Source organism: Dechloromonas denitrificans, from assembly GCF_020510665.1.
GTDB classification, from domain to species: domain Bacteria; phylum Pseudomonadota; class Gammaproteobacteria; order Burkholderiales; family Rhodocyclaceae; genus Azonexus; species Azonexus denitrificans_B.
Genome location: NZ_CP075187.1, coordinates 3175324 through 3199831 on the forward strand (window position 1 = coordinate 3175324; position 24508 = coordinate 3199831).

Sequence of the window (24508 nt, forward strand, 5' to 3'; positions counted from 1 at the left end):
GCATGCAGCCGGTGATCTTTCTGCTCGACGCTGTCGTCAGTTTCTTCTGCACCCTGTTCCTGCTGCGTTTCATGATGCAGGCGATGCGCGTTTCGTTTTCCGGCCAGCTCGGTAACTTCGTCGTGGCGCTGACCAACTGGGCCGTCAAGCCGCTACGCCGGGTAATCCCCGGGGCTGGCGGTTTCGACTGGGCCAGCTTACTGGCCGCGCTGGCCATGCAGGTGCTGCTTTCCGGGCTGTTGATCGGACTTTCCCCGGTTGCGCTATCGGCCGACCCAGCCAGCCTGGCATTGATGGTCGCGTGGTTCAGCGTACGTGCCGTGCTTCGACTGGGCGTCTATATCCTGATCGGCGCCCTGATCCTGCAGGCCGTCCTGTCATGGATCAATCCCTATTCGCCGCTGAGCGCCCCGGCGCACCAGCTGACCCGGCCCCTGCTCGATCCGATCCGACGTTTCGTCCCGCTGATTTCCGGCATCGACCTGTCACCGCTGGTCGCCATCCTGCTGCTGCAAGTTGCCCTGATGTTCCTCTGAGATCAATTTGAGCGACTGGTTCCGCCTCGCGGCCGATGGCCGCATCACCTTGACGCTGCACATTCAGCCCGGCGCAAAAAAGACCGAATTTGCCGGGCTGCATGGCGATGCGCTGAAAATCCGGCTGGCTGCACCGCCGGTCGATGGCAAGGCCAATGAAGCCCTGGTCAAATTCGTTGCCGAGGTGCTCGGTTTGCCGAAATCCGCGGTCAACCTGAAAAGCGGCCAGACTTCGCGCCGCAAGATCCTGGAAGTCACCGGCAGCGACAGTCAGGCCATCGCCCGATTGCTGACGCTGTAAAGCAAAAGCGGCGGAACAAGCCGCCGCTCTGCCATTGATCCAGATGATGATTTACTTGCTGCCCGGTGCAGCCGGCTTTGGCGGCTTGGCCACAGGGGCGACAGCAGCAGGAGTCGCTTTGGGTGCGCTGGCGCCGGCACCGCCCACCGTCAGTTCACCCTGCATCTTGGCGACACTTTTGGCTCCGAAGCCCTTGACGCCTTTGAGGTCATCGACCGACTTGAACGGGCCGTTCTTGGTGCGGTAATCGACGATTGCCTTGGCTTTGGCCGGCCCCAAACCCTTCACTGCTTCAAGTTCAGCCGCCGTTGCAGAGTTGAGGTCGACCGCAGCAAATGCAAAATTGATGCTGGCCAGCATGGCAAGAATCAGGGTCAGAATGGTTTTCATGAATGTGTTGCCTCCCGGAAGGATGAATGCGTCAATGAAAAATGGCATTCCAGCCTTGCAGCCAGAATGCCATTCGCATCATACAACCCGGTTTTAAATGCAAATGTAATTATTTGTTTTGCATTTTTGAGCCAGGAAATCAGCCAACCGAGGAGAAGACAAGACGCCCGCCAACCAGGGTTGAACGGACCTTGCCGGTCATTTCATAGCCCTGCCACGGCGAATTCTTGCCACGGCTCTTGAGAGCCTCGGGCGTCACCAACCAATTGGCCTGCGGATCGAAGACGCAGATGTCGGCAACGCTGCCCGGCGTCAAATGGCCGATATCCAGCCCCAGTACCTCGGCCGGCGCCTGGGTAATCCGGGCGATGGCAGCGGATAGCGGCAACTTGGCAGCCTCGGCCCACTTCAAGGTCAGCGGCAACAGCAGTTCGAGACCGGTGGCGCCTGGCTTGGCATCGGCAAAAGGCAGTAACTTGTCGTCGGCACCGACCGGCGTGTGATCGGAACAAATCGCAGCCAGACCGCTGGCTGCTGCGGTCGACAGCGCCTGGCGGTCATTTTGCGTGCGCAATGGCGGGTCGAAACGAGCCTGGCGGTTGAAGAAGCCAATATCATTTTCAGTCAGATGCAGGTGATGCACGCCGACATCGAAGCTGACCGGCAGGCCTTCAGCCTTGGCCTGGGCGAGCAGCGCCACGCCGGCAGCCGATGAAAGGCGGGTCAGATGGACGCGGCAGCCGGTGTCGCGCACCAGCTGAACGATGGTCGCGATGGCGATGGTTTCGGCGGCAACCGGGATGCCGGCCAGACCGAGGCGGCTGGCCACTTCGCCTTCGTGGGCGATGCCATTGCGCGCCAGCCAGTAATCCTGCGGCTGCAACCAGACGGCGAAGCCGAAAGTGGCGGCGTATTCCATCGCCCGAAGCAGCGCCTCGGTATCGACCACCGGCTTGTTGGCCTGCGAAAAGGCCACGCAGCCGGCCTTCTTCAAACCGGCCAGTTCGGACAGGCGCTCGCCCTTGAGGCCGAGCGTCAGCGCACCGAGTGGCAGGATGTGGGCCTTGCCGATTTCCTCGCCACGATGGACCAGGCGATCGGCCAGTTCCGGCTCGTCGAGCGGCGGATCGGCGTCCGGCGGAACGACGACCGAGGTCACGCCCCCGGCGACGGCGGCGGCCAGTTCGGCTTCGATACTGTTCAGGCGGGCACTCAGGTCGATCAGGCCGGGACAGACGACACAACCGGCGGCATCGATCGTCTGGCCTGCGACGAAGCCGGCTGGAGCCGCGTCGAGTGAGGCAATCCGGCCATCGACGAGGTACAGCGACGTACTGCGGTCGACACCATTTTTCGGGTCAATGACGCGGCCATTCTTGATTTCGATATTCATGGATCAGTTCCCCGCAACAATGCTCATGACGGCCATGCGAACCGCAATGCCGAAGGTGACCTGCGGCAGGATCACGGCCTGCGCCCCATCGGCCACCGCCGAGTGGATTTCGACGCCGCGATTCATCGGCCCCGGATGCATCACGATGGCATCCGGCTTGGCCAGCGCCAGCTTCTGCGGCGTCAGCCCGTAATGGCGGAAATACTCGCCGGCCGAGGGCAGCAGCGCACCAGTCATGCGCTCGTTCTGCAAACGCAGCATGATCACCACATCGCAATCCTTGAGGCCTTCCTCCATGTCGTGGAAGACATGCACGCCAAGCTTGTCGAGATGCTTGGGCAGCAGCGTGGCCGGGCCGATGGCGCGGACTTCGGGCACGCCGAGCGTGGTCAGGGCGTGAATATCGGAACGGGCGACGCGCGAATGCAGCAAGTCGCCGACGATGGCGACACGCAGCTGCGTGAAGTCCTTCTTGTAGTGACGAATGGTGTACATGTCGAGCAAGCCCTGCGTCGGGTGCCCGTGCCGGCCGTCGCCGGCATTGACGACGTGGATGTCGTCGCGCCCGACCCGCTTCAGGTGCTCGGCAATCAGGTAAGGCGCGCCGCTCGAGGCATGACGCACGACAAACAGGTTGGCGTGCATCGCGCAGAGATTGTCGATGGTATCGAGCAGGGTTTCGCCCTTGCTCGCCGAAGACTTGTTGATGTCGAGATTGATCACATCGGCCGACAGACGCTTGGCGGCGATCTCGAAGGTTGTCCGGGTGCGCGTCGAGTTCTCGAAAAACAGGTTGAAGACGCTCTTGCCGCGCAGCAGCGGGACTTTCTTGACGTCGCGCGCCGAGACTTCCATGAAGGATTCGGCGGTGTCGAGAATCTGCGTGATGATTGCCTTAGGTAAGCCTTCGGTCGACAACAGGTGAATCAGTTCGCCATTTTTGTTCAGCTGCGGGTTATGCATTTTCCAGCCTCCAGACCAGTTGACCGTCGTCCTGCCTGGCCAGCACCAGGCTCTGACCTTCGCCGAGGGCGACATCCCAGACACAATGCTTTGCGCCGATCGGCAATTCGCGTTCACCGCGATCAGCCAGCACGGCCAGTTCGATCGAGGCCGGACGACCGTAGTCGAACAGCTCGTTGATCGCGGCCCGCGTCGTGCGGCCGGTGTAGAGCACGTCATCGACCAGGATGATGTGACGACCTTCGACGTCGAACGGGATGACCGTCGGCTTGACCTGCGGATGCAGGCCCTTGGCGGCGAAATCGTCACGATAGAACGAGACATCGATCAGGCCGATGGCGTCGGGCAAGCCGAGCAATTCGCGCAGGCGTTCGGCAATCCAGGCGCCGCCGCTATAAACGCCGACCAGCGCCGGGTTGCGGTGCAGTTGCGGGCGAATCAGTTCGGCCAGTTGCCGGCACTGGGCTTCGGCGTCGGGCAGGGGATTATTCAGGGGTGACATGGTGCGGGCTTTCGAACCAGGTTTGAAGGATGAGTTGGGCGGCTACGGCATCGAGCAGCGGCTTGGCCGACTTGCTGTTGCGACCGGTTTCGCGCAGGCGGGATTCAGCATCGAGCGAGGTCAGTCGCTCGTCGGCAAAAGCCACGGGAAGATTGAAGCGGCGTTTCAGACGCTCGGCGAACTTGGTCGCCAGACGCGTCATGTCGTGCGGCGTGCCATCGACGTGGGTCGGCAGGCCGACGACCAGCTGGACCGGCTGCCATTCGGCGATCAGCTTGCCGATCTGGGCGAAGCGATCGTCGTTCGACTCGGCCCGGATCACAGCCAGCGGATGAGCGCTGCCAAGCAGGGTTTCGCCGGTTGCCACGCCGATACGTTTTTCGCCGAAATCGAAGGCCAGAACCGTGCCGTCAGGCATGCCCGGCCACGTCGGAAAGTTGCGTGAAGCTGATCCCCAGGGCCTGCATCGCCGCAGGCAGACGTGCTTCCGGCGGTAGGTCGAAAAGAATGCTCGGCTGCGCTGGCACGGTTAACCAGGAATTTTGTGCCAATTCGCTTTCCAGTTGCCCGGCCTCCCAACCGGCGTAACCCAGACTGACCAGAATCTCGCCCGGCAGGCCGGCACTGCCGACCGAAACCAGCACATCGCGCGAACTGGTCAGCCCGACAGCGGGATTGACGACCAGCGTCGACTGCCATTCCCCGATCGGCCGATGCAGGACAAAACCCCGGTCAAGCTGCACCGGGCCGCCAAAATACACCGGAAGATCGGCCATCTCCGGCGCTTCAAGCTTGATGTCGATTTTCTCGAACAAGCCGGCCAGATTCATGTCGATCGGACGATTGACGATAATCCCGAGCGCCCCGTTTTCGTTGTGCTCGCAGATGTAGACCAAGGCATTGGAAAAATACGGATCCTCCAGCGCCGGCATGGCGATGAGGAAGTGATCGGTCAGGTTGACGCTGTTCATGACTGGAATTTTAATGCCCGGTCGGGTACAAACCAACCATGAAACACGAAAAAGCTCTTGTCTGGTTCCGCCGCGACCTGCGCGACCACGATCATGCCGCCCTCAGTGCGGCCCTTGCCGAGGCCGGCGAAGTTCACTGTGCCTTTGTTTTCGACACGGAAATCCTCGCCGCCCTGCCGTCGCGCCACGACCGGCGCGTCCATTTCATTCACGAGTCGCTGCTTGAACTGGATAGCGCATTGCGCGCCAAAGGGGGCGGGCTGATCGTCTTGCACGGCCCGGCAAATACTGAAATTCCCCGACTGGCCAGCCAACTGGGCGTTTCTGCGGTGTACGCCAACCGCGACTACGAACCGGAAGCCAAGCGACGCGATGCCGATGTTGCCGCCCGATTGGCGGCTGATGGCATCGCCTTCAAGGGCTGCAAGGATCAGGCAATCTTCGATGGCGACGAAGTACTGACCCAGGCCGGCAAGCCGTTCTCCGTATTCACGCCGTACAAAAATGCCTGGTTGAAGCGGTTGACCGCAACAGACTGGGCCGAATATCGCTGTACCGGCCAATTCGCCCCCGGCCCGGCCAATGGCGTGCCGACACTGGCTGAACTCGGTTTTGCCGCGACCGACCTGCACGAAGTCGGCATCCGCCCCGGCATGTCCGGCGCCGAAGCACTGTGGGATGATTTCCGCGAACAGCGCATCTTGCGCTATGGCAGCCTGCGCGACTTTCCCGCCGTCAAGGGCGTCTCCTATCTGTCGGTTCATCTGCGCTTCGGCACGCTGTCGATCCGCCAACTGGTCCGCGAAGCCGTCTCGCGCGAGGCGGATGTCTGGCTCAGCGAGCTGATCTGGCGCGATTTTTATTTCATGATTCTTGACCGTCACCCGCATGTCGTCGGTCAGGCTTTCAAGCCGGAATATGACGCCATCCGCTGGGCCGACTGGCCGGCCGGCTTCGCCGCGTGGTGCGAAGGCCGTACCGGCTATCCGCTGGTTGATGCGGCGATGCGCCAGCTCAAGCACAGCGGCTGGATGCACAACCGGCTGCGCATGATCGTCGCCTCGTTTCTCACCAAGGATCTCGGCATCGACTGGCGCCTGGGCGAACGTTATTTTGCCGAACAGCTGATCGACTTCGACCTCTCGGCCAACAACGGCGGCTGGCAATGGGCCTCGTCGAGCGGCTGCGATGCCCAGCCTTATTTCCGGATTTTCAACCCGGTCACCCAATCGGAAAAATTCGATCCGGAGGGCAAATTCATCCGCCGCTACGTGCCGGAACTGGCTCAGGTCGCCAACAAATACATCCACGCACCGTGGCTGATCGGGCGTATCGAGCAGGAAGCGCTGGGCGTCGTCATCGGCCGGGATTACCCCGGCCCGATTGTCGACCATGCCAAGGCCCGCGACGAAACGCTGGCCCGCTATGCCGTAGTCAAACGCTGAAACGCCAGCGCAAGCTCAGGAAGGTGCCGGGCTAGCCGGCCTTTTTGCAGTAACCGGCAACCAGTCCGAGTAATTCGTCTTCGTCGTAGGGCTTGCCAAGATAATGATTGGCCCCGATTTCGAGCGCGTAGTTGCGATGCTTGTCGGCGGTACGCGAAGTAATCATGATCACCGGCAGATGCTTGTACTGCTCGTCGGCGCGAATGTTGCGCAGCAGGTCGAAACCGTCCATGCGTGGCATTTCGATGTCGGAAAGCACGACATCGGGCTGCACATCGAGCAATTTCTCCAGCGCATCGACCCCATCCTTGGCCAGAACCACCTGATAGCCTTCGCGGAGCAGCAGGCGACTGGTGATCTTGCGGACCGTCAGCGAATCATCGACCACCATGACGGTCGGCAAGGTAGCACCGGCTGCAACCGGCACGGCCTCGGCCGGTGTCGTGGTCTGCGGGGTAGCCAGCGGCGCCCGGGCCGCCAGGGCGACCGGATTGAGGATCAGGACAACCTGGCCGTCGCCCAGCACCGTGGCACCGGAAATACCGACGACACGCGCCAGTTGCGCACCGATGTTCTTGACCACGACTTCCTGGTTGCCCTTGAGCTCATCGACCAGCACAGCGACCCGCTGCGTCCCCGAGCGCAGCAGCAGCACCCAGTATTGACGGTGCGCTTCGGGAACTGCCGCCGCATCGCCCAGCAAATGCGGCAGGAAATGGAAGGGGTAGCGATTACCTTGCCATTCGGCCTCGCCCTTTTCACGCAAGGCGGTCAGTCCCTTTTCCTTGAGCTCAAGCACCTGCTCGATCATCGTCGAGGGCACGGCATAACGCTGCGCGCCGGCCCGAACGAGCAAGGTCTGGGCCATTGCCAGAGTCAGCGGCAGATAAATCCGGAATGTACTGCCGGCGCCCGGTTGTGAGAGGGTTTCGATCCGGCCGCCCAGCGCCGCCACTTCGGTCTTGACCACATCCATGCCGACGCCGCGCCCGGCCAGCTGGCTGAGTTCGGCCGCGGTCGAGAAACCGGGGTGAAAAATGAAATCGTGCAACTGGGCCGCGTCGACCGCAGCATCCGGCGCAAGCAGACCCATGGCTTCGGCTCGGGCGCGAATCAGTTGGTGATCGAGACCCTTGCCGTCATCGGCCAGCGTCAGGATGATTTCATTGCCTTCCTGGGCCAGCTTCAGCGTGATTTCGCCGACTTCGGACTTGCCGGCCGCCAGCCGTTGTTCGCGGCTTTCGATGCCGTGCGTCACGGCATTGCGCAGCATGTGCTCAAGCGGCGCCAGCATTTTGTCGAGCACCGAACGGTCGATATCGACCTGACCATCGGCGATGTCGAGGTTGGCCCGCTTGCCGACTTCCTTGGCAGTCTGCCGAACGATGCGGTAAAGGCGCTCTGACTGGCTGGCAAACGGAATCATCCGGACAGCCATCAGTTCCTGCTGCAAACTGCGGTTGAGGCGCGACTGGGCGATGATTGCGGCATTCGCATCGTCCAGGTTCTTGAGCAGATTCTGCTGCACCGTTGCGACGTCATTGACCGATTCGGCCATGAAGCGCGTCAATTCCTGGAAGCGCGTAAAGCGGTCGAGTTCAAGCGGATCGAACTCGGCCTGCCCCTCCTGCGCAACCCGCGCCTGCATCTGGCCTTCAGCCTGGATTTCGATTTCTCGCAACTGGCGGCGCAGACGAATGACGTTTTCGGTCAAGTCGAGCAGCGATCCCTTCAGGTTGCGCATTTCCCCTTCGATACGCGTCCGGGCAATGGCCAACTCGCCGGCTTCATTGACCAGTCGATCGACCAGGTCGGCGCGCATGCGCAAGCTGCCGTATTGCGCCCCAGCCGTTTCGACCTCAATGTCTGCCCCCGGACTTCCGCCCGGCATCGCCGTTTCGTCATCCTCAGTATCGGCATCGGAGCCAGGTTCGGCGAGCAAATGCGCGCCGCGGCGGAATGCATCGACCGTCTGGGCCAGCGCATCGAAACCAGCCTCAAGTTCGTCGAACGGGATGCCATCAGGCGCATTGGCCTTGAGTGTTTCATCAACCCGCGTTTCCAGCAGATGCGTCAGCTCGCCAAGGTTCATCGCCCCGGCCATGCGGGCATTGCCCTTGAAGGTGTGCAGCAGGCGGGCAATCGCCTTGGGATGGGCATCGAGTGCCGGGTCGGCACGCCAGGCACGCAGATGGCTTGCCAGATCGCGCAGTTGGTCGCCGGCCTCTTCAAGGAAAATCGGCAGCAGCTGTTCGTCCAGCGTATCGTTGAGCAAGGGGGCCAACGGAATCGGCGTGCTGGCCGGTGCGGCAGGAGGCGGCATCTCGGCGTGCAGCGGAATGATCTGTGCGCTCTGCTGCGGCGTTTCCGGGGTTTCGTCGACGGCTGGCGCGAGGAAGATTTCGTCCAGCGCGACAATCAGTTGCGGCTGTTCATCAGGTGCTTTTTGTGCCGCCAGGCCGGCAAACATCTCTTCGAGCATCATGATGCTCTGACGCACGGTTTCCAGCCCCTCGATGCTGTCCGGCTGGGCGGAACTGTCACGCCGCAGCAAGGCATGTTCGAGGGCGATGGCCAGGTGGTTGAGCGGCATCAGGCCGACCGTGGCTGAAATGCCGCCCAGCGTGTGTGCGGCGCGCGTCATCTCAAAGGTGGTCGGCGCATCCGGCGCCGCGTCGAGCGCGGCATGGCTGTCGATCAGCGTCTGCAGATGGCCACGCGCTTCTTCTCGGAAAATGTCGTACAGCGTCGGCGCCACGGTGGGCGCGGCAATTTCGGCTTTTTCGGGGGTTGACCGCAGCACTTGCTCGTCGGCGACCAGCAAATCCTCCAGCGCCTCGGCCGTAACCTGGAGATGCACATCGGCTTCGGCTTCGGCTTCGGCTTCGGCTTCGGCTTCCAGTATGTCGGTTTCCGGCAGATCAAGCAGGATCGATGGCGCATCGGTTGCGCTATCCGGCACCGGCAATTCAATTTGCTGAACGGCGGAGGTTGCTGCGGTCGACTCGACCGGCAGCGGCAATTCCGGGGCGCTGGCACCACGCAGTTGTGCCGCCATGGCAATCAATCCGGTCGGGTCGGGCAAGGCGCCCTGCCCGCTTTCGAGACAGGCCACCCAGGCGCTGAAAAGGCGATGCTCGTCGGCAATCATCGTGTGCAACGCCGGCGTAACCGGCAGATCCTGTTGCAGCCAGTGATTCAGGGTCTGTTCAAGCGCCCAGGCGGTTTCGCCCAGATCCTTGAGGCCGACCATGCGTCCGCTACCTTTCAGCGTATGCGTTGAACGACGGATGATGGTCAGCGCGTCGACGTCATTTGCCGCGGCAACCAGTCGCGCGGCCTGCTCGCCGATCGTTTCCAGCACCTGGTTGGCTTCTTCAAGGAAGATGGCCAGCAGTTCGGCATCAATGTCGGCATGACTGGCTTCGGCCAGTTGCAATGTTGCGGCCGAGGGCGGCGGTGCGTCGAGCGTGCCGGACGGCAGGCCAGACAGCGCGGCATCGACGCCACCGCTTTGCAGGGCTTCGAGGGCCAGCTTGGCTGACTCGCCGAGCTCGCGGTCGGCCACCAGGTCGGCATCTTTTTGAATCGATTTGAGGTTCTGCTTGAGCTCGTCCTGCAGATTGAGATCTTCCGGCGATTCACGCAAGGCTTCGACAAGGTTGCGCGTTTCACGAGCTTGCTCGGCCAGTTGGGCTTCAACCGTGGCATGGGGCATTTCTGCCTCGGCCGCCGGGTCGACCGCGGCACCGCCTTTTTGACGACGAACGAAGGCATCGAAATCGGTTTCGCCGTGTTGCAGCGAATCGACGAAGAATCCGAGCAGGGAAAGCTGCTGGGCCAACGCCTCGAAGTCATCGTGTGTCGGTGTTTGATCCGGCGCGGCAAACTGGCGAATGTGTTCGCCGCAGGCTTTCAGACTGTTGACCGCGGCAAAGTGACCCAGCATCGCAAAAGCGCCGCCAATCTGCTTGAGCGGGCCGTCGATCGGTGCAAAATCCAGGCCCTTGGCCGGCTCGCGGAAGAAAACGTCGAGCGCCTGCTCGATCTGTGCCAGATTACTCTGAATTTCCTTGCCGACCTGGCCGATCAGCAGACGCTCCTGCGCCCGCCGTGTCATTTCATCGAGCGCCGGCAGGGCCTGGTCGCCGGCCATCGGTTTGCCGGCAATACAGGCGTACAGCCGGGCGACCATCAAATCGACCTGCTGGGCGAAATCGGTACCCAGGCGGTGGAAACTTTCCTGAGCGTTCTGCAACAGCAGAATCGCGGTCGCAACTTCCATGGCGACCGTATCGTTATGTCGTCCCGGCGCTTCGGAGAGCCAGTTGGCAATGGCCCCCAGGCCCTGCCCCAGGCGTTTCAGGTCGGTATAGCCGATGTCCTCGGTCAGCGTCGCGCAGACCCGTGCATGGTCGACAAAACTGGTCAGGCTGCTGGCGCTGCCGGTGCAAAAGCGATTCCACAACTCCTCGGTCGTGGCCAGCGCTTCGCGCAATTTGCGCAACGCGGCATCCTGCGGTTTGGGACCGGCCAGAGGGACGGCCGATGGCAAAAGTGCCGGCAAGGCAAAGGTCGATTGCACCTGGGCAATCTGCGGGCTGAGTTCCGCCGGGGCCTGCGCCACGTGATACAGGGCTTCGCGCATCACGCGTTCGGCGATACTGTTCGAGCCTTCGAGCAAACGCCGGATCTGGGCATCGAAATGCGAGCAAAGCTGGCGAGCCGACGCATCGGCAGCGACTTCCGGGGCGGCCAGTGCATCAAGGAAAGCCAGCCCGACCCACCAGAACGAACGCGCCGCCGGTGCTTCCTGCAGCGCCTCGACGCCGGCCAGTGCCTGGCGCATTTGCTGACGCCCGGCTTCAGCTTCCGCCGGTTTCTTGAGCCAGCTGAGCAGGCCTTTCTGGTAACGCATGCGCTCGGTCTTGAGCGCCGCTTTCAATTCGTCCGGACTGACCGTTGGTGCACCAGCCCAACGCTTGGGCGGCCGCAGGCTGAGATCGGGGTAAAACAGTTCGCTGGCATGGCCGGCCGGCATTCCGCGGGCGGCCTTCAAGGCCTGGCTGACAGGCAGAAGACGCAGCGGCTGGTTCGGTTCGCCCAGCATCAGGTCATCGAGATATTGTCGCAGGGCCGACAAAGCCTGCCCAATTGCCGTCAAGCAAGCCTGATCGGCAAGCAGACGCCCCTCTTCAAGCCCTTGCAAGAGGAGTTCGAGCGAATCACTGATCTGCGTGACCCCATCCAGGCCAACGATGGCCAGGGCCCCGTGTACCTGGTGCACGTGGGTGCGACAGAATTTGAGCTGGGTGACATCGGTTCCGCCCGCCGACTGGGCCAACGCCTGCTCGGCGCGCTCCAGAGCCAGGTCGATCTCCGCCTTGACCCAGGAGAGCGGGCCCAAATCAAATTCCGTTGCCGCGTTCATGGTATCCCGTGCTGCCTATCAATCGACCTTGAAGCCGGCAACCGAGCCCTTGAGTTCGGAAGCCAGTGCCGTCAGTTCATCCACGGCTTCGGCAGTACGCTGCGTACCGGCGGTGGTTTGCTCGGTCACCCGCAGAATGTCCTGCATCAGCGTTGCCACATGCGAGGCCGAATTGGCCTGAGTTTGTGTCGAGCTTGAAATATCCTGAATCAGGTCGGCCAGATCGCGCGACACCTGACCGATTTCGGTCAGCGCCTGACCGGCCGCGTCGGACAGCTTGGCCCCCTCGACCACACCCTGGGTCGATTGCTCCATGGCGGAAACAGCATCCTGCGTGTCGGTCTGAATAGTTTTCACAATCGCCGCAATCTGCTTGGTTGCTTCGCCGGAGCGCTCTGCCAGTCGCTGCACTTCTTCCGCCACCACGGTAAAACCGCGACCGGCATCACCGGCCGAAGCCGCCTGGATGGCTGCGTTCAAGGCCAGCACGTTGGTCTGTTCGGTAATGTCGGAAATCAGCTCCACGATTTCGCCAATTTCTTGCGAGCTTTCGCCAAGACGCTTGATTCGCTTCGAGGTTTCCTGAATCTGCTTGCGAATTTCGTTCATGCCCTTGATCGAGTCATGTACCGCCTGCGTCCCCTTTTCAGCAGCCATCAGCGACTGGCGCGCAACCTGGGCGGACTGCGTTGCATTGCCGGAAACCTGGCTCATCGAACTGGCCATTTCCAGTGCCGACTGGCCAACTTCCTGAATTTCAAGCGACTGGCGCTCGGCTGCGCTGAGCAACTCGGCCGAAGTCTGGCGGGCGATTTCGGTCGCCGCCGTGACTCGATTTGCCGCATCGTTGATCCGCCCGACCAGCACGCGCAGCTCTTCAATCGTGTAGTTGATCGAGTCGGCGATGGCGCCGGTAATGTTTTCGCTCACGGTTGCCGTCACGGTCAGATCGCCGTCAGCCAGGTCGCCCAGTTCGTTCATCAGGCGCAGAATGGCGTCCTGGTTTTCACGATTGGTCTGCTCCGAGGTTTGACGCTGCTGGTCAGCCGCCAGTGCCCGGCGCCCGGTATCGTCGAGATAGATCTTGGCAAGCAGCGCCAGCGTGGCCAGCGAAGCAAGCAACAAGATCAGAAGCAACACAATATAGATCGCCCGTTCGGAGAGGCTGTCCTGATAGCCGCGAGCCAGGTCGTCGGTCGCCTTGAGCAGATCCTCGCTCTCGCGGAAAATCCGCGAACCGGCCTGCTTGGAAAGCACCAGTGGCTGAATGTTGCCCAGAATGCTGGCGATCGCTTCCTGATATTCCTTGAACGCCGTATCGAGCTCGGCCAGTTTGGCCCGGCTTTCCGGATCGTTGTTGCCGGACAGGCGAAGCATGTCATTGCCCTTGCTCAGGCCCGCCAGAATATCGCGGAAGGCATTGGTGTCCTTGCCGAGCAGGAAGGCAACTTCAGGGTTGATTTCATCACCGACCAGCAAGGCCGAAGCATTCTTGGCGATCCGCTGGGTCAACATCACCAGCTGGTTGGCCGCCGCAATCTCGCGGGCCGAGCTACCGGCCTGCAACTTGAGTGCCGCCAGTTGATCGGTCAGTTCCAGCATGGCCGGATTCTTGTTGTCGATCGTGGCCACGTTGCGACCAAGCGCAACCAGGCTTTTCTCCTGGGCGATTACCGCCTGGGCGTCCTTGTCCGTCGATGCCCAGCGCTGGTTCAATGCCTCAATGCCAGCCAGCATCGAACCGGACGACGCCGGCACATTGACGCCACCGATGTCGCCGCCTTCCGTCAGACGTTGCAGCAACTGGGCAAAGGTTTCGCGCGACTCGGCCAGTTGCGTGAAGGCTGCCGCATTACCCTGCAGCGCCAGGGAAGAAGCTTTGGCCAGTCGCTGCGAAAGCATGCGCATCTCACCGGAAGCGGCGATATAAGCCGTGCCGTGGGTCGACTCGCGATTGTCATGGAAGACCAGCGCCGCAATCACCAGCAGCAGGACCACAAAGACACCACCCAGTGTCTTCATCTGCTGGACGACCGGCTGCTTGGCGATGAATGCGGGCAACTGCAATTTTGCGGTCAACCCATCATTCGGACGATTAAGGCTATTAGCCATGAAAACTCTCCACTGGGGCCCCGGAAAATCCGGGATCAGAACCCGATATTCATGAAATCTTGATCGACGAGCAGGTCGCGCACTGAAAGCTTGCGCCAGACCTGTCCATTTACATCCGTATAACGTGCGGCTGCCCAGGCCGGTGCGGCATCATCTGGCGCCGCCAGGGCGAAGTTCTCGGGATTCTTCAGTCCCAGCATGCGCGATACGAGCAGCGCAGAATTGGCCCCGAATTTGGTCCCGACAAGCAAGAGGCGCGCACTGGCATTCTGGGTAGTCGCTGCCCCACCGCGGAAAGCCGAAAAATCAGTCACGGCATGCAGGTTGCCGCGAATATTGGCGATTCCGGCAAACCACGGCTGCGTCAGCGGCACACTCATCATCACCGGTGCCTGGACGACTTCGCCGCTATCGGCAAGGTCGACCAGCCATGGCTCGTTGCCCGCCTCGACCCCCAGCCAGGCAGCCGTTCCCTTGCCCTGCGCGGCCGTTTTGAGACGACCAGACAGGTATTCCTGAAAATCCCTGAGGCTGACTTTCCGGGCCATACCGCTCAGGGCAGGGCAGAAACGCGCTGCAGCAGCTCGTCTGCATTGAGCGGCTTGACCAGGTAATCCACCGCCCCCTGGCGCAAGCCCCAGATCTTGTCGGTTTCCTGGCCCTTGGAGGTACAGACGATGATCGGAATGTCCTTGGTTTCATCGTCGCGAGTCAGCGTTCGCGTCGCCTGGTAACCGTTCAAGCCGGGCATCACGACATCCATCAGGATCAGATCCGGCTTTTCCGACTTGGCCTTGGCAATACCTTCTTCGCCATTTTCGGCAGTAATCACCGAATAGCCGGCCTTGACCAGCACGTCGACCGTGAAAAAGCGTTCGGTGGGAGAGTCATCGACAACGAGGATATTCTTGACTGGCATTCTGGTTCTCTGGGCTTACGAATTGGATTCTGTCGCTGACGGAAAGGCAAATCTGGCAACCGTCTGCAGCAGGCTGTCCTTGGTAAAGGGCTTGGTCAGATATTCGGAAGAGCCGACCATGCGGCCGCGAACCCGATCGAACAGGCCATCCTTTGAAGAAAGCATGATGACCGGGGTGGATTTGTAACGGGGATTTTTCTTGATCAGCGCGCAGGTCTGATAGCCATCGAGGCGCGGCATCATGATGTCGCAGAAAATAACGCTAGGCTGGTGATCGGCGACCTTGGCCAGGGCATCGAAACCATCTTCGGCGAGGACAACCTGACAGCCGGCCTGGACGAGAAAAATCTCGGCGCTTCGCCGTATCGTGTTGCTGTCGTCAATGACCATGACCCTGACGCCGCGCAGTGTTGTTAGATCAGCCAATTCCCCGCCCTCTGGCCTGTTATGGAACGTTCATACGTTCTCGGCATCTTACTACGGAAGTCGTAGGTAAACGTAGTCGTCAATTCACTGTTGCCACATTGTCACAGCGGCGTCCTCACCGTCAGATTCGGATAAAATCGCGGCCATCTTACCGAATCCCCTTCGTGTCTGCCAACGACGCGATCTTCATGACCACAAACACGCCAAAAGCCTCTCTTCTTCCCTCCGTTCTGGTCTTTGCAGCAAGCGACCCTTCGTCGGGCGCCGGCATACAGGCGGACATCATGACGCTGGCCAGCCTCGGCTGCCATCCCTTGACCGCCTTGACCGCCATTACGGTTCAGGACACGGTCGGCGTGCAAAGCGTCCATCCGCTCGGGGCCGAATTGCTTGAACAGCAGGCCCGCACAGTGCTCGAAGACATGCCGGTTGCGGCTTTCAAGATCGGCGTTCTGGCCAGCCTGGAAAACGTTCTGGCGGTGGCCGAAATTGTCGGCGACTACCCGGAAATCCCGCTGATTTTCGATCCAGTCCTGGCATCCGGGCGAGGCGATGAATTTTCCGACGAGGAAATCATCACCGCCATGCGCGAAATGCTGTTGCCGCAAACCACGCTCCTCACGCCCAACGCGCCTGAGGCGCGCCGTCTGGCCGAAAATCCGGACGACGAAAATGAGCCATCGATCGAGGTTTGCGCCCAGCGCCTGATCGAAATGGGCGCGCAATATGTCCTGATTACCGGCACGCATGAAAACACGCCACAGGTCGTCAACACGCTCTACGGCGCCGAAGGCATCATCCGCCGCGACGACTGGGAACGCCTGCCCGGCAGCTACCACGGCTCGGGCTGCACGCTGGCGTCGGCCATTGCCGGCTGCATCGCTGGCGGCGCCAGTGTCGAGGATGCCGTGCGCGACGCCCAGGACTACACCTGGCAAACGCTGGCCAATCCGTTGCGCCCGGGCATGGGGCAATTCATCCCCGACCGCTTTTTCTGGGCCAGAAGCGAAGAAGAACCCGAAGATGCCCCGAAAGCCGACGATGCCGTTTAAATTGCGCGGTCTGTACGCCATCACGCCCGACCAGAGCGATGGCGAACGCTTGCTGGCCGATGTCGAAGCAGCCCTGCGCGGTGCTTGCCGCATCATCCAATACCGCGACAAAACCAGCTCGCCGGCAGAACGCGTGGCGCGCGCCCGGCAACTGCGTGAATTGACGGCAGACCATCAAGCCAAACTGCTGATCAACGACGATCTGGCACTGGCCGTGCTGATCAAGGCCGATGGCGTTCATCTGGGCGCCGACGACGGTAATCTGGTTGCTGCCCGCGCCATACTCGGACCGGACAAAATCCTGGGCGCATCCTGTTACGCCAGTCTTGCGCTGGCCCACAAAGCGGCGCAAGCCGGCGCCGACTACGTCGCTTTCGGCGCCGTTTATCCTTCGCCGACCAAGCCAAACGCCCCACTTGCCACGGTCGACCTCTTTCAGCAGGCAAAATCCACGCTGACAGTCGCCAGCTGCGGCATCGGCGGCATCACGACCGACAACGCCGCCCCTTTGCTGGCGGCGGGCGCCGATCTGCTGGCCGTCATTACCGATCTTTTTTCCGCGCCGGATATCACTGCCCGCGCCGCCGCCTATCAACGTCTTTTCGAGGAATCCAAGGCATGACCTCTCGTAACCAACAACTTTTCGAACGCGCCCAGCGTCACATCCCCGGCGGCGTCAATTCACCGGTTCGCGCCTTCCGCTCGGTCGGCGGCACCCCCTGTTTCTTCCAGAAGGGCGTCGGCTCCAAGGTGCAGGATGCGGACGGCAAGTGGTACACCGACTACGTCGGCTCGTGGGGTCCGATGATCCTCGGCCACGCCCACCCCGAGGTGATTGCCGCCGTCCAGGCCGCCGTGGTCGATGGCCTGTCCTTCGGCGCACCGACCGAGAAGGAAGTCGACATCGCCGACCTGCTCTGCGAACTGGTGCCGTCGATGGACATGGTGCGCCTCGTTTCCTCCGGCACCGAAGCAACGATGAGCGCCATCCGGCTGGCTCGCGGCTTTACTGGGCGTGACATCCTGATCAAGTTCGAAGGCTGCTACCACGGCCATTCCGACGGCCTGCTGGTCAAGGCCGGCTCCGGTCTGCTGACCTTCGGCAACCCATCGTCGAGCGGCGTGCCTGCCGGCACCGCCGAGACGACCATGGTGCTGACCTACAACGATCCGCAGGAACTGGCCGACGCCTTCGCCAAGCATGGCGACAAGATCGCCGCCGTTATCGTCGAGCCGGTCGTCGGCAACATGAACCTCATTGCACCAACGGCCGAATTCCTCAAGGCCATGCGCGAACTGTGCACGAAGAATGGCTCGGTACTGATTTTCGATGAGGTGATGACCGGCTTCCGTGTCGGCCTGAAAAGCGCCCAAGGCCTGTTCGGCATCACGCCCGATCTGTCCACTTTCGGCAAGGTGGTCGGTGGCGGCATGCCACTGGGCGCTTTCGGCGGCAAGCGCGAAATCATGGAGAAAATCGCCCCGCTCGGCCCGGTCTATCAGGCCGGCACGCTGTCCGGCAACCCGATCGCCACTGCAGCCGGCCTGGCAACGCTCAAACTGATTCAGGAAAACGGCTTTTACGAAGCGTTGACCGCGAAAACCAAGGCCCTGTGCGACGGCCTGGTCGGCGCAGCGAAAAAGCATGGCATCGCCTTTGCCGCCCAGAATGTCGGCGGCATGTTCGGCCTCTATTTTGCCGAGCAGTGCCCGGGCACCTACGACGAAGTCCTGGCTTGCGACAAGGAAGCCTTCAACCGCTTCTTCCACGCCATGCTCGATGCCGGCCATTACTTTGCGCCGTCGGCCTTCGAAGCCGGTTTCGTCTCGGCCGCGCACAGCGAAGCCGACATTGCCGCCACGATTGCAGCCGCCGACGCCTGGTTCGCCACGCAAAAATGAGCCCGACCCAAGCCTGGCTCATTCTTTTCATCGCCGGCCTGTGCGAAGTCGGCTGGGCGGTCGGTTTGAAATATACCGAGGGATTCAGCCGGCTCTGGCCTTCGGCGGCGACCGTGCTGGCGATGGTCGCCAGTGTCGTGCTGCTCAGCTGGTCGTTAAAGGTTTTGCCGCTTGGTACGGCCTATGCGATCTGGACCGGCATCGGCGCGGTCGGCACGGCGATTCTGGGTATCTATCTGTTCGGCGAGTCACGGGAAGCGGCGCGGCTGGCCAGTATCGGCCTGATTGTGGCCGGCATTGTCGGGCTCAAGCTGCTGACGCCGGACTCACATTAGGAACAGCGTCGCCAGACCGAGAAAGATGAAGAAACCGCCCGAGTCGGTCAGGGCGGTAATCATCACCGACCCGCCAATGGCCGGGTCGGCACCGAATTTCTGACGCAGCAAGGGGATACCCACCCCGGCGGACGCAGCCAGCAGCAGATTCAGCGTCATCGCTGCGGTCATCACCAGACCCAGCTTGAAGCTGCCGTACAGCCACCAGGCTGAAATCCCCAGCAAGCCGCCCCAGATCAGGCCATTGATCGTCGCCACGCCGAGCTCCTTGCGCAGCAGGCGACGCATCGCATCCGGCTGAACCTGGCCCATGGCAATCGCCCGGACGATCATCGTGATCGTCTGGTTGCCCGAGTTGCCGCCGATCCCGGCAACAATCGGCATCAGTGCAGCCAGTGCCACGAGCTTTTCGATCGAATCTTCAAAAGCGCCAATAACGCGCGAGGCGATAAAGGCGGTGACCAGATTGATCGCCAGCCAGGCCCAGCGATTTTTCACCGAGTCCCACACCGAGGCAAAGATATCTTCTTCTTCGCGCAGACCGGCCTGGGCCAGTTGCTCGCTCTCGGCCTCTTCGCGGATGAAGTCCACCACCGCATTGACCGTGACGCGGCCAACCAGCCGACCTTCCGGATCGACGACCGGGGCCGAGACCAGATCGTAGCGTTCGAACGCCTTGGCGGCTTCGTCGGCCAGATCGTCCGGTTCAAGTTCGACAAAGTCGGTCTGCATCAAGGCCCCGACTTCGACCTCGACTTCATTGACCAGCAGGATATTCAACGGCAACACGCCTTTCAGGCGTTCGTCGCGGTCGACCACGAAAAGTTGGTCGGTATGGTCGGGAAGTTCGTCGAAACGGCGCAGATAGCGCAAAACCACTTCAAGCGAAACATCTTCGCGCACCGTGACCATGTCGAAATCCATGATCGAGCCGACCGACTCCTCCGGGTACGACATGGCCGCACGCAACTGCTCGCGCTCTTCGACCGACAAGCCGCGGAAAACGTCGTCGATAACCCCTTGCGGCAGGTCGGGTGCCAGGTCGGCAAGCTCGTCGGCGTCCAGCGTTTCAGCCGCCGCGACCAGCTCGGTCCGCTCCATCGAGTCGATCAGCGTTTCGCGAACGGCATCCGAAACTTCGAGCAGGATTTCGCCTTCGCGCTCGGCCTTGACCAGATCCCAGGCAATCAAGCGCTCATCGAGCGGCAAGGCTTCCAGGATGTAGGCGATGTCGGCCGGGTGCATCGGCTCAAGCTTGTGCTGCAGCTCGTTCAGATGCTGCTTGTGCACCATGTCTTCAACCAGGTCGTGGCGTGGCCCTTCCTGGCGATGCACCAACTCTTCGACCAGCTTGTGCCGGGCAAGCAGGGTCTGCACCTCGGCGAGGCGCTCCTGCAAGTCTTCGGTATCGGTCAGTTGGGCTTCTTCGCTCATGGTGCGCTGCGGCAAAAGGTGCGCCATTTTAGCACCGGGCGGATGTCAGGGTTTTGACAAAATAACTGCGGAAAACCCTTAATTTGCAGCGTTCAGGGCACTTCGGCGCTCGGCATGCGCGCCAGAATGATGCCAGTCTTGCGTCCCAGACCGGATGCCCCGCGATTTTTATCGTAATACCGCGGATTGGGCACCATCCCGGCCAGCCGGGCGGCCTGCTCCGGGCCGAGTTGCGCGGCGCCAACATTGAAATAATGCCGGGCAGCGGCCTCGGCACCAAAAACCCCGTTGCCCCACTCGATCACGTTGAGATAGACCTCGAAAATCCGCCGCTTGCTCCACAGATTCTCCAGCATCAAGGTGATGATCGCCTCTTCGGCCTTGCGAAAATACGATTTGCTCGGCGTCAGGAAAAGATTCTTGGCCAGTTGCTGGCTGATGGTCGAGCCACCGGCCACAAAACGGCCTTTCTTCTGGTTCTTTTCCATGGCTTTCTGGATACCTTCCCAGTCAAAGCCTTCATGATCGACGAATTTGGCGTCTTCGGCTGCGATGATCGCCCGTTTCAGGTGAATTGAAATCCGTTCATAAGGCACCCATTCCTTCTTCAGAACGGCATCGGGTTTGTTGACGCGCAACTCGGCCAGACGGATGTCCATGAAGCGAGTTGTACCGGGATTGGCCCAGCCCCAGAACAGCACCCAACCCAACAACCATAGCTGCCAGACGAGAAACAAGCCGAGCAGGCCGAGCAGCGCCCATTTGAGCCAGCGGCCCAGGGCTCTCATGCGCCGAGTTTCGCCCGCAGATCGGCCAGCACAACACCGGTTTCAGGGCGCACGCCGCGCCAGATGAAGAAAGCCTCGGCCGCCTGTTCGACCAGCATGCCCAGACCGTCCACACAGCAGGCCACGCCCTGCTCGCGCGCCAGTTTCAGGAACGGCGTTTCGCCTTTGCCATACATCATGTCGTAAGCCAGTGCACCAGCCGCAAAAACACCGACGGGCAGGGGCAGGCTTTCGCCGGACAAACTGGCCGATGTCGCATTGATCACCACATCGAATTGCCGTCCGGCGATTTCGGCAAAACTACCGCCGTCGACCGCGGCAAGCGCAGAGAAACTGCTGGCCAGGGCCACCGCCTTGTCGGCGCTGCGATTGGCGATGAACAGGCTGGCCGGCCCGCGCGCCAGACTCGGGGCAATCACGCCACGCGAAGCGCCACCGGCCCCCAGCAGCAGGACACGCTTGCCGACCAGTGGCAGGCCGGCATTGCATTCGATGTCACGCACCAGACCGGCGCCATCGGTGTTGTCGCCATGGATTTCAGCGCCCTTGAAAATCAGCGTATTAACGGCCCCGGCGCGCTGCGCCCGATCGCTCAACCGGGTGCTCAAACGGAAAGCCTCTTCCTTGAAGGGCACCGTAACATTGGCGCCCTTGCCGCCACTGGCGACAAATGCGGAAATTGCCTCGGCAAAGCCGTCGACCGCAGCAAGACGCGCCTCGTAACGCAAATCCTGGGCACACGCCCGGGCGAAACGCGTGTGGATGTCAGGCGACCGGGAATGGGCAATCGGATTGCCGAATACGGCGTAGAGATCGGTCATTTGGCAGAGAGTTGATCGCCCTGGGTGAAGTACCAGGTGCGGGTGATTTCGAGAACATCAGTATCGCGCCGGATATCGGGCGGAAACGGCGAATAGGGTCCGGCCATCTGGACAATCCGCCGCGCCGCATCGTCGAGCATCTTGTGGCCGGACGAGCGATTGATGTCGATGCGGCCAATCTGGCCATCGGCATTGATTGACACGGTCAACACCAGCGAACCATACAATTTGCCGCGCGCCGCAGCCGGGTAGTTGAGCGTGCCGATGCGTTCGATTTTCTGCCGCCAGTCCTCGATGTACTGGGCAAAACGGTATTCCTCGGTACGCGCCCCGATGAATTTCTTGCGCGGCCGTTTGCTGTATTCGTCGGTACTCTTGCTGATTTCGCCTTCAAGACGGGCCATCGCCCGGGCCGATTCAGCCAGGTCGAGACCGCTGACCGTGGTCACCGGCGTAGGTTGGACATTGGTGTTTTCACCGGCCGAGATGCTCCGCGAACTACGCGTCTGGGTCAGTATCTTTTGCTGCAGCGCTTCAAGCTCGCGGACCCGCCGCTGCATTTGCTGCACATCGCTGCCCGTCACTTGCTGGTGCGTTGGCGGCAGCGGCGTCTTGGCCCGCCGGTTTTCGTCGGTATTGCCGCCGCCATCCAGATTCGACTGGGCCAGCGCCTGCGCGTCGGTCGGCTTGCGGGCCGATTTCGAATTGACCAGGATGATATCGAGCGCCTTTTCGCGCATCGAGTTCGACGCCTCGGGAAACTTGAAGTGCAGCGTCAGGACAAGCACATGCACCAGCATCGATATGCCGATCGCCAGCCAGAGCCGGCGACTGTCGGTTTGCATCAACTGCCAGTGCAATGCGACCGCCTTCACTGCGCGCTATCCTCCTCATCGGCAGCGGCCATGTCGGCTTCCGGCGCATCGAGCAGTGCGACAAAACGCCCGGCCACTTCCGGCGCCAGCAAATCTAGGCTCTCAATCGCCAGACGCACCCGACGCCCCGGTGCCAGATCGACCGGCAGCGACGGGACACGCAGCATCAAGGGCAGATGGTCGAGCTTGACCAGTTGCTCACGCCGCACCGTGGCATCAATTTCCGAAATGCCATGCTGTTGCAACCAGCGCAGACACCAATAACGCTCCATCAGACGCTGGAAGTCGGCGTAAGCCGCATAGGTGATTTCGAAATCGCGCATCGCACCAAACAACTCCGCCGATTTCTGCGCGAACGCCGGCGATTCACCCCTTAAACAGGCGATAAGTTGCCATTGATTGACCAGATCGCAATAACGCCGCAGCGGCGAGGTCATCCAGGCATATTGCGGTACGCCGAGGCCTTCGTGCGGCAAGGGCGAGGTCGTCATGCGCACCTTGCCCTGCGTCTGGGCACGGTACAGGCAGGCAACATTCTTCTCGGCAAGCAGGCCACCCCAGGTCGAGTTGGCGACGATCATCAACTCGGCGACCAGCTTGTCGAGCGGGCTGCCGCGCTTGCGTTCGCTGATTTCAACGATGCACGCATCGGGGTCGGCCAGATCGCCTTCGATCCCGAAGTTGTAATCATTGTTGCCCTGCATCGCGGAAGGCTTGCCGCGCCGACCTTCGCAGGCATTGGCGAAATGCCAGAGATGGACCAGTTCATCCTTGAACGGCTGGTCGGGCAAAGGGCCGTTGATGGTTTCGGCGTTGAACCAGGGCTCGATCTCGTGGTGACGCAAGTTGGCGGCGATGTGCACCATTTCCAGCCGCGATTCGTGGCTGAGGATTTCCAGCGAGTCATTGACCGTCAGGTAAAGCGACACGGCCGGGCAATCGGCGCCACCGGCCAGCGTGTAGTTCTGGACCACGGCATCCGGCAGCATGGTGATCTTGTTGCCTGGCATGTACACCGTGGACAAACGGGCGCGAGCGATGCCGTCCAGCGGCGAACCGTGTTCGATGGCCAGCCCCGGTGCGGCAATGTGGATGCCGATGCGCGAACCGATGCCGGGCAGTTTGACGACCGACAGCGCATCGTCGATCTCGGTGGTGTTGGCATCGTCGATCGAGAAGGCACGGACATCGGCACGCGGCAGATCGCGCGGCAACTTCGGCGCATCAAGCGGCGGGAAAGCCGTGCCCTTGGGGAACTGCTCATGCAGGAAGCGACGATAGTGCAGAAAATAGGCCGACTTGATGGCGCCGCATTTGAACAGCAGTTGCGGGGCAGTCAGGCCGGTTTCGGCACAGGCAGTCTCAAATGCCTTGGTTTCGGATTTGTTGCGGTCCGGCGCATAAAGCAAAGCGTCGGTCATTGCCGCTATTTCCGGCGGCAGACGGAATTCCTTCAGCGAGGCAATCCAGCCTTCCATGGCGAGCGCTTGCTGACGCTTTTTTTCAAGACCGGCCAGAGCAGCTGCGAGAATGTCGGCAGGCGCCTTGCGGAAGCGGCCCTTACCTTTGCGATGGAAATAGATGGGCGCTGCGTGCAGGGCAAGCAACACCGCCGCCGCTTCGACCGGGCTGGGTTCGTGGCCGTGGTAATCACGGGCAAAATCAAGAAACGAAAATTCGCCATCGTTGACACACTCCCAGAGAAAGTCCGCTTCAATTTCTTCAGCCAGCGGCGTTGCCTGCTCAAGCATGACTGCCGCCGATGGCTTTTCGAAACGCAACAACACGGTTGCGGACTTGATTTTGCTGCGCTTGCCGGAGGGCATCTCGATCTGCAACGAGGTGTCGTTGTCAGCCATGATGACACCGGTCTTAAAGCCGCCGTCTTCTTCAAACAATACATTCATCGGCG

Annotated in this window: 23 protein-coding genes; 7 read left to right on the forward strand and 16 right to left on the reverse strand. The window is 61.3% G+C overall.

Annotation, left to right across the window (positions count from 1 at the left end; translation table 11 throughout):
• The first annotated feature begins 2 nt into the window (after nucleotides 1–2).
• The gene (locus KI614_RS14965) at nucleotides 3–536 is read left to right on the forward strand and encodes a YggT family protein (protein ID WP_203467830.1); all 534 of its coding nucleotides are present in this window, start codon (nucleotides 3–5) and stop codon (nucleotides 534–536) included.
• Nucleotides 537–543: 7 nt separating this feature from the next.
• Complete coding sequence (locus KI614_RS14970; protein WP_226406650.1) at nucleotides 544–837, forward strand: DUF167 domain-containing protein; 294 nt, start codon at nucleotides 544–546, stop codon at nucleotides 835–837.
• Nucleotides 838–888: 51 nt separating this feature from the next.
• Here KI614_RS14970 and KI614_RS14975 read toward each other — a convergent pair whose 3' ends face one another.
• From KI614_RS14975 to KI614_RS15000, 6 genes are all read right to left on the reverse strand, one after another.
• Nucleotides 889–1227, reverse strand: coding sequence for a ComEA family DNA-binding protein (locus KI614_RS14975; RefSeq protein WP_264178074.1), 339 nt, complete (start codon nucleotides 1225–1227; stop codon nucleotides 889–891).
• 139 nt (nucleotides 1228–1366) lie between these two features.
• Nucleotides 1367–2620, reverse strand: coding sequence for a dihydroorotase (locus KI614_RS14980; RefSeq protein ID WP_226406652.1), 1254 nt, complete (start codon nucleotides 2618–2620; stop codon nucleotides 1367–1369).
• Nucleotides 2621–2623: 3 nt separating this feature from the next.
• Nucleotides 2624–3583 carry an aspartate carbamoyltransferase catalytic subunit gene (locus KI614_RS14985; protein WP_203467834.1) on the reverse strand — a complete coding sequence of 320 codons (960 nt, stop codon included), beginning with the start codon at nucleotides 3581–3583 and terminating at the stop codon, nucleotides 2624–2626.
• Nucleotides 3576–4085, reverse strand: coding sequence for a bifunctional pyr operon transcriptional regulator/uracil phosphoribosyltransferase PyrR (gene pyrR / locus KI614_RS14990; protein WP_226406654.1), 510 nt, complete (start codon nucleotides 4083–4085; stop codon nucleotides 3576–3578). Before pyrR ends, KI614_RS14985 begins: the two co-directional genes overlap by 8 nt.
• The gene (gene ruvX, locus KI614_RS14995) at nucleotides 4069–4503 is read right to left on the reverse strand and encodes a Holliday junction resolvase RuvX (protein ID WP_203467836.1); all 435 of its coding nucleotides are present in this window, start codon (nucleotides 4501–4503) and stop codon (nucleotides 4069–4071) included. Before ruvX ends, pyrR begins: the two co-directional genes overlap by 17 nt.
• Entirely contained in the window at nucleotides 4496–5056 is a 561-nt protein-coding gene (locus tag KI614_RS15000) for a YqgE/AlgH family protein (protein ID WP_226406656.1), read from the reverse strand. Before KI614_RS15000 ends, ruvX begins: the two co-directional genes overlap by 8 nt.
• Nucleotides 5057–5094: 38 nt before the next feature.
• Here KI614_RS15000 and KI614_RS15005 point away from each other — a divergent pair, with 38 nt between their 5' ends.
• On the forward strand, nucleotides 5095–6501 hold the full coding sequence (locus tag KI614_RS15005; protein ID WP_226406657.1) for a cryptochrome/photolyase family protein: 1407 nt from the start codon (nucleotides 5095–5097) through the stop codon (nucleotides 6499–6501).
• A gap of 31 nt (nucleotides 6502–6532) precedes the next feature.
• On the opposite strand, the gene KI614_RS15010 is transcribed toward KI614_RS15005, so the two are convergent.
• Genes KI614_RS15010 through KI614_RS15030 form a run of 5 tightly spaced genes read right to left on the reverse strand, consistent with a single transcriptional unit; the run spans nucleotide 6533 to nucleotide 15353 of the window.
• Nucleotides 6533–11908, reverse strand: coding sequence for an Hpt domain-containing protein (locus tag KI614_RS15010; RefSeq protein ID WP_226406658.1), 5376 nt, complete (start codon nucleotides 11906–11908; stop codon nucleotides 6533–6535).
• Between the two features lie 42 nt (nucleotides 11909–11950).
• Nucleotides 11951–14044: a methyl-accepting chemotaxis protein gene (locus tag KI614_RS15015; protein WP_226406659.1), complete on the reverse strand. Its 2094-nt coding sequence runs from the start codon at nucleotides 14042–14044 to the stop codon at nucleotides 11951–11953.
• A 35-nt stretch (nucleotides 14045–14079) separates the two neighbouring features.
• Complete coding sequence (locus KI614_RS15020) at nucleotides 14080–14592, reverse strand: chemotaxis protein CheW (RefSeq protein ID WP_226406660.1); 513 nt, start codon at nucleotides 14590–14592, stop codon at nucleotides 14080–14082.
• A 5-nt stretch (nucleotides 14593–14597) separates the two neighbouring features.
• On the reverse strand, nucleotides 14598–14963 hold the full coding sequence (locus KI614_RS15025) for a response regulator transcription factor (protein ID WP_203467842.1): 366 nt from the start codon (nucleotides 14961–14963) through the stop codon (nucleotides 14598–14600).
• Between the two features lie 15 nt (nucleotides 14964–14978).
• The gene (locus KI614_RS15030; protein WP_226409378.1) at nucleotides 14979–15353 is read right to left on the reverse strand and encodes a response regulator; all 375 of its coding nucleotides are present in this window, start codon (nucleotides 15351–15353) and stop codon (nucleotides 14979–14981) included.
• Between the two features lie 224 nt (nucleotides 15354–15577).
• Here KI614_RS15030 and thiD point away from each other — a divergent pair, with 224 nt between their 5' ends.
• The 4 genes from thiD to sugE are packed head-to-tail and all read left to right on the forward strand — an operon-like array spanning nucleotide 15578 to nucleotide 18678.
• Nucleotides 15578–16441, forward strand: a complete 864-nt coding sequence (gene thiD / locus KI614_RS15035) for a bifunctional hydroxymethylpyrimidine kinase/phosphomethylpyrimidine kinase (protein ID WP_226406661.1) — start codon at nucleotides 15578–15580, stop codon at nucleotides 16439–16441.
• Nucleotides 16431–17063 carry a thiamine phosphate synthase gene (gene thiE / locus KI614_RS15040; RefSeq protein WP_226406662.1) on the forward strand — a complete coding sequence of 211 codons (633 nt, stop codon included), beginning with the start codon at nucleotides 16431–16433 and terminating at the stop codon, nucleotides 17061–17063. The genes thiD and thiE overlap by 11 nt, the downstream gene beginning before the upstream one ends.
• Nucleotides 17060–18343: a glutamate-1-semialdehyde 2,1-aminomutase gene (hemL, locus tag KI614_RS15045; RefSeq protein WP_226406663.1), complete on the forward strand. Its 1284-nt coding sequence runs from the start codon at nucleotides 17060–17062 to the stop codon at nucleotides 18341–18343. The genes thiE and hemL overlap by 4 nt, the downstream gene beginning before the upstream one ends.
• The gene (gene sugE / locus KI614_RS15050; RefSeq protein WP_226406664.1) at nucleotides 18340–18678 is read left to right on the forward strand and encodes a quaternary ammonium compound efflux SMR transporter SugE; all 339 of its coding nucleotides are present in this window, start codon (nucleotides 18340–18342) and stop codon (nucleotides 18676–18678) included. The genes hemL and sugE overlap by 4 nt, the downstream gene beginning before the upstream one ends.
• Here the strand turns inward: sugE and mgtE are convergent.
• The 5 genes from mgtE to KI614_RS15075 all read right to left on the reverse strand — a co-directional run bounded on the left by mgtE (nucleotide 18670) and on the right by KI614_RS15075 (nucleotide 24503).
• On the reverse strand, nucleotides 18670–20112 hold the full coding sequence (gene mgtE, locus KI614_RS15055) for a magnesium transporter (protein ID WP_203469254.1): 1443 nt from the start codon (nucleotides 20110–20112) through the stop codon (nucleotides 18670–18672). The genes sugE and mgtE overlap by 9 nt on opposite strands.
• Before the next feature lie 92 nt (nucleotides 20113–20204).
• Entirely contained in the window at nucleotides 20205–20900 is a 696-nt protein-coding gene (gene mtgA, locus KI614_RS15060) for a monofunctional biosynthetic peptidoglycan transglycosylase (RefSeq protein ID WP_226406665.1), read from the reverse strand.
• A complete protein-coding gene (gene aroE, locus KI614_RS15065) occupies nucleotides 20897–21721 on the reverse strand; it encodes a shikimate dehydrogenase (RefSeq protein WP_226406667.1) in 825 nt (274 codons plus the stop codon). Before aroE ends, mtgA begins: the two co-directional genes overlap by 4 nt.
• Nucleotides 21718–22596 (reverse strand): energy transducer TonB, encoded by an 879-nt coding sequence (locus KI614_RS15070; RefSeq protein ID WP_226406669.1) that lies wholly within the window; start codon nucleotides 22594–22596, stop codon nucleotides 21718–21720. Before KI614_RS15070 ends, aroE begins: the two co-directional genes overlap by 4 nt.
• Nucleotides 22593–24503: a ribonuclease catalytic domain-containing protein gene (locus KI614_RS15075; protein ID WP_226406670.1), complete on the reverse strand. Its 1911-nt coding sequence runs from the start codon at nucleotides 24501–24503 to the stop codon at nucleotides 22593–22595. Before KI614_RS15075 ends, KI614_RS15070 begins: the two co-directional genes overlap by 4 nt.
• Nucleotides 24504–24508 lie beyond the last annotated feature (5 nt).